This is a genomic window from Hydrogenophaga sp. (assembly GCF_031426985.1).
Lineage (GTDB): Bacteria > Pseudomonadota > Gammaproteobacteria > Burkholderiales > Burkholderiaceae_C > Hydrogenophaga.
Genome location: NZ_JASJOY010000171.1, coordinates 1 through 5,563, shown reverse-complemented (window position 1 = coordinate 5,563; position 5,563 = coordinate 1). Strand labels below are relative to the sequence as shown.

At 63.4% G+C, this 5,563-nt stretch carries 5 protein-coding genes and 1 pseudogene; all 6 read left to right on the top strand.

What is annotated here, in order from left to right:
• Positions 1–2,472 (top strand): indolepyruvate ferredoxin oxidoreductase family protein (locus RMP09_RS18380; RefSeq protein ID WP_310567422.1); only part of this gene is annotated, 2,472 nt, incomplete at its 5' end.
• A gap of 44 nt (positions 2,473–2,516) precedes the next feature.
• Positions 2,517–3,266: an electron transfer flavoprotein subunit beta/FixA family protein gene (locus RMP09_RS18375; protein WP_310567421.1), complete on the top strand. Its 750-nt coding sequence runs from the start codon at positions 2,517–2,519 to the stop codon at positions 3,264–3,266.
• 36 nt (positions 3,267–3,302) lie between these two features.
• Positions 3,303–4,247, top strand: a complete 945-nt coding sequence (locus RMP09_RS18370; RefSeq protein ID WP_310567420.1) for an electron transfer flavoprotein subunit alpha/FixB family protein — start codon at positions 3,303–3,305, stop codon at positions 4,245–4,247.
• Positions 4,248–4,355: 108 nt separating this feature from the next.
• Positions 4,356–4,499 (top strand): annotated as a pseudogene (locus RMP09_RS18365) (ATPase); the annotation flags it as partial.
• A 190-nt stretch (positions 4,500–4,689) separates the two neighbouring features.
• Entirely contained in the window at positions 4,690–4,902 is a 213-nt protein-coding gene (locus RMP09_RS18360) for an integrase core domain-containing protein (protein ID WP_409559759.1), read from the top strand.
• A gap of 2 nt (positions 4,903–4,904) precedes the next feature.
• Positions 4,905–5,201 (top strand): transposase, encoded by a 297-nt coding sequence (locus tag RMP09_RS18355; protein ID WP_310567419.1) that lies wholly within the window; start codon positions 4,905–4,907, stop codon positions 5,199–5,201.
• Positions 5,202–5,563 lie beyond the last annotated feature (362 nt).

Below are 5,563 nucleotides of genomic sequence, written 5' to 3'. Positions count from 1 at the left end.
GAAAAGCGCCAGGTGCTGGAATACCAGATCAAGGAGCACCTCTACAACGAACCCCACCGCCCTCGCGTGGTCGGCAAATACGATGAATCGGGCGAGTGGGTTCAGGTGCCCAGCAGCGGCATATTGCTGTCGCCCAACGGTGAGCTAACACCCGCTGGTATCGCCGATGTGATGGCCGCACGCATGGCCAAGGTGTTCGGGCATGACGCGCTTCCGGCTTCGGTGCAAGGGTGGATCGAGCGCCATGCGGTGGCCACGACCCTGACCAAGGCAAATGCCTCTATGCAACAGCGGCTTCCGTATTTTTGCTCCGGCTGTCCGCACAACACCAGCACCCAGGTGCCCGAGGGCTCGCGTGCGCTCGCGGGCATCGGCTGCCACTACATGTCCATGTGGATGGACCGACGCACCGAGACCTTCAGCCAGATGGGGGGCGAAGGGGTGCCGTGGATCGGGCAGGCGCCCTACACCGACACGCCGCATGTGTTCGCCAACCTGGGCGACGGCACCTACATGCATTCGGGGTCTCTGGCCATCCGGGCCTCGGTGGCCGCCGGAGTGAACATCACATACAAATTGCTGGTCAACGACGCCGTGGCCATGACGGGCGGGCAGCCGGTCGAAGGCGCACCTTCGGTGCCCCAGTTGTTGAGGCAGTTGGCTGCCGAAGGTGTGAAGGAACTGCACCTGGTGAGCGATGAACCCGATCTATTTCAGTCGCTGGACGACTTCCCCCAAGGCGTCAAGGTGTCGCACCGGGACACCATGGATGCGCTGCAACGGCAGTTGCGCGAAGTCAAAGGGGTGTCGGTGATCGTGTACGCCCAGACCTGTGCGGCCGAGAAGCGGCGTCGGCGCAAGAAGAAGACCTTGGCCGATCCGGCACGCCGGGTGGTCATCAACGAAGCCGTGTGCGAAGGCTGCGGCGACTGCGGTGTGCAGTCCAACTGTGTCTCCATCCTTCCGCTGGAAACACCGCTGGGCCGGAAACGGCAGATCGACCAGAGCGGCTGCAACAAAGACTTCTCCTGTGTGCGCGGGTTTTGTCCCAGCTTTGTGGTGCTTGAAGGGGCGGAGTTGCGAAAGCCCCAGCGTGAGCGCGTGGTGCCGCCCACCGATCTTCCAGAGCCGGCCTGGCTTGAGCTCGAACGCCCCTGGAACATCCTGGTGGCGGGGGTCGGTGGCACCGGGGTGGTGACCATCGGGGCGCTCATGGGCATGGCGGCGCACCTGGAAGGAAAGGGCGTACTGGTGCTGGACATGGCGGGCCTGGCGCAGAAGGGCGGGGCGGTGATGTCCCATGTGCGGCTGGCGGCCGATCCGGCCCAACTGCACGCAGCAAGGGTGGCCCGTGGTCAGGCGGATGTGGTGCTCGGCTGCGACCTGATGGTGGCCGCCGCGGGGGATGCCCTCGCGTCCATGGCCGCAGGGCGCACCCATGCGGTGATGAACACCGATGTGGCCCCCACGGGCAGCTTCACCCGCGATCCCGACTGGCAGGCCCCGCCCGAGGCGATGCTGGAGCGTGTCCGTTCGGCGGCGGGGGAGGTCGATGCCTTCGAAGCTTCGCGCCTGGCGGTCGCCCTGATGGGCGACGCGGTGGCCACCAATGTCTTCCTGTTGGGCTTTGCCTGGCAAAAGGGCTGGGTTCCGCTGAAGGAGGCTTCGTTGTTGCGCGCCATTGAACTCAACGGCGCCGCTGTGGGCATGAACCGGGCCGCGTTTGCTTGGGGGCGTCAGGCGGCGGTGGATCTGGCGGTGGTGCGCCGCGCAGCGGGGCTGCCCTCCGATGAAAAGGTCATGCTCATGCCGCCGAAGGCGGACACGCTGGCCAAGCTCATGTCAGATCGCACCGAGCGGCTCACCGGCTACCAGAATGCCCGCTATGCCAGGCGTTACGAGGCGTTTGTCCGACAGGTTGCCGAGGCCGAAAAAGCCAGCGTGGGCGGGGATCGGCTGGCGCGCGAGGTCGCGGTGAGCCTTTACAAGCTGATGGCCTACAAAGATGAATACGAGGTGGCCCGCTTGCATGCCGACAGCGATTTCCATGCTCGGTTGCAAGAGAGCTTCGAAGGAAATTTCAAGCTCAGCTACTACCTGGCGCCGCCGCTGTTCGCGCGCCGCGATGCCCAAGGTCGCCCGGTGAAACAGCGCTATGGCGCGTGGGTGCAAACGGCTTTTGGCCTGCTGGCCCGCATGCGATTCCTGCGCGGTACCGCTTTCGATCCGTTTGGCTGGACCCAGGAGCGGCGCGAAGAGCGCGCGGCCGTTCAAGACTTTGAAGCGCTGGTGAATGGTCTGCTTCAAGGCCTGGGCCGCGACAACATTCAAGAGGCGCTGGCGCTCGCCCGCCTGCCTCAGCAGGTGCGGGGCTACGGCCATGTGAAGGCGCGCGAGCACCAGGCGATGCTGAAGAAACTGCCCGAACTCATGACACGCTGGAAAGCGAAAACCGGCCTTCCACAAGCTTGAAGCCGTTCAGAACCCCGTTGCGATCCCATACACAGGAGATACCCATGAATATCCTCGTCCCCGTCAAACGCGTGGTGGACTACAACGTCAAGGTGCGCGTGAAGGCCGACCAGTCCGGCATGGACCTGGCCAACGTCAAGATGAGCATGAACCCGTTTGACGAGATTGCGGTCGAAGAAGCTGTGCGCCTGAAAGAAAAGGGTGTCGTCACCGAGGTCATCGCCGTCTCCTGCGGCGTCACGCAGTGCCAGGAAACCCTGCGCACCGCCATGGCCATCGGCGCAGACCGCGCCATCCTGGTGGAAACGGCCGAAGAGCTGCAGCCGCTGGCCGTGGCCAAGCTGCTCAAGGCGCTGATGGACAAGGAGCAGCCCGGCCTGGTGATCCTGGGCAAGCAGGCCATTGACGACGACTGCAACCAGACCGGCCAGATGCTCGCCGCGCTGGCCGATCTGCCGCAAGGCACCTTTGCCAACAAGGTCGAGGTGGTGGACGGCAAGGTCAACGTGACCCGTGAAGTCGACGGCGGTCTGGAAACCCTGAGCCTCTCCCTGCCGGCCATCGTCACCACCGACCTGCGCCTGAACGAGCCGCGTTATGTGACGCTGCCCAACATCATGAAGGCCAAGAAGAAGCCGCTGGATGTTGTCAAGCCCGAAGACCTGGGTGTGGACGTGAGCCCGCGCCTGAAGACGCTCAAGGTCAGCGAGCCGCCCAAGCGCGGCGCCGGCATCAAGGTGGCCGATGTGGCTGCACTCGTTGAAAAACTCAAGAACGAAGCCAAGGTCATCTGAGACCGCTGACATCAACGATCAAGAGGAACACAGAACATGACCGCACTCGCAAACATTCTTGTTGTGGCCGAACACGACAACGCCAGCATCAAAGGCGCCACGCTCAACACCGTCGCCGCCGCCGCCCAGTGTGGTGGTGAGGTGCACGTGCTGATCGCCGGCCACAACGCCGCAGGCGCAGCAGCCGCCGCCGCGCAGATCGCCGGTGTCGCCAAAGTCATCCACGCCGACGCCGAATACCTCGCGCACGGCCTGGCCGAGAACATGGCCGCCCAGGTGCTGGCCATCGCCGGCAACTACAGCCACATCCTGTTCCCCGCCACCGCCAGCGGCAAGAACATCGCACCCCGCGTCGCCGCGAAACTGGACGTGGGCCAGATCAGCGACATCACCAAGGTGATCGCCGCCGACACCTTCGAGCGCCCGATCTACGCCGGCAACGCGATTGCCACCGTGCAGAGCAGCGATGCCACCAAGGTCATTACCGTGCGCACCACCGGCTTTGATCCGGCCGCAGCCACCGGCGGCAGCGCCGCCGTGGAAACCCAGGCAGCGCAGGCCGACAGCGGCAAGAGCACGTTCCTCGGCAGCGAGATCGCCAAGAGCGACCGCCCCGAACTGACCGCCGCCAAGATCATCGTTTCCGGTGGCCGGGCGCTGGGCAGCGCCGAAAAGTTCAACGAAGTCATGACGCCGCTGGCCGACAAGCTCGGTGCTGCGCTGGGTGCCAGCCGCGCGGCGGTCGATGCGGGCTACGCCCCGAACGACTGGCAGGTGGGTCAGACCGGCAAGATCGTGGCGCCGCAGCTGTACGTGGCCTGCGGCATTTCGGGCGCGATCCAGCACCTGGCCGGCATGAAGGACAGCAAGGTGATCGTGGCGATCAACAAGGATCCCGAAGCCCCGATCTTCTCGGTGGCCGACTACGGCCTGGAGGCCGATCTGTTCACCGCAGTGCCTGAGCTGATCAAGGCCATTTAACCCACTAAAGGTGCGCTTGAACTCTGCGCGGGCTCAAGTGCTTCCCCGACTCCATCGAGGCGGTGTTTCCCGAGTGATTCGCAGCGCAGCTGTGCGCCGTCAGGTTGAGGCCTGATGAAGTCTGCGCAGGCGTACCGTACCGGGCGGCTGGCGCACCTCAAGCGGGATGCATTCGCTCAGGTGTTCAACGTGCCGGTCTCGGCCGAGCAGCCTTGTATCTTTGTCGAGCCCGGCGCGATCGAACAACAGCAGGTGACGATGGTGTATCAATTTCATTCCAGCACTACGTCACTGGCCTGCCCGGCTCGTCACCATCTATTTGTCGTCATAGCCATTTGCCGGGCTGGTAGCGCCTGCGCGATTCGCCGGTGTCGATGTTGATGTCGATCTCACGGTGGCGGATTCAGACCAACGGCAAGGCTGACAGATTCATCAGTCGGCCTTGCGCGAATGTGCCTACGGCTGGACGTGTCAGAACTCCGCTCCGCGCACCGCCGCCTTGGCTCATTGGCAACATCACTACAACTGCCATCGGCCTCACAGCGCTATCGGCGGATTGCCGCCCATCTCCAGACTCAGCTCATCAAGAAACAACATCTTGATGACGTCACCCCCATATCCGGTCACTTCTAAACTGGAGTCGGGCTGGAGATAGGCATGGCAAGAGCCCGAAGGAGCTTCACGGACGAGTTCAAACGTGAGGCAGTGAAGTTGTGCAAGCAGCCAGGAGCAACCATCCCGCACATTGCGCGGGACCTGGGAATCCAAACCAGTGTGCTCTGGCGTTGGGTCACCCAGGAGCGCGGTGGGGTGTTGGACCTCAGACCGAACCGGCCGCTGCGCAGTGAGGCAGCCACCGAGGTGGAGCAGTTGCAACGCGAACTGCGCCGTGTGACCACGGAGCGCGACATCCTAAACAAAGCGCTCGGCTACTTTGCCAAGGACCCGCAGTGAAGTACGGCTTCATCGCGCGGCATCGTAGTGTCTGGCCCACCCGCACCATGTGCCGGGTTCTGGCGGTCTCCCATAGCGGCTTCTATGAATTGATGGACAGAGCGCCGAGCCAACGCAGCCAGGACGACGCCAGGCTCATGCCTGTACATGCCATGACGCCAAAGAGGTGAGGCCATCCGGGTTTGATCATGGTGTTGTACTCAAGATACACACACCAAAGCCCATGGAAATTTCGGACACGTGTCGGACACGAGCTGCCAAGAAAGCAAAAAAGTCAGCAGGCGCTAACCTGCTGACTCTTGATTTACTTGGCTCCCCGACCTGGACTCGAACCAGGGACCTGCGGATTAACAGTCCGTCGC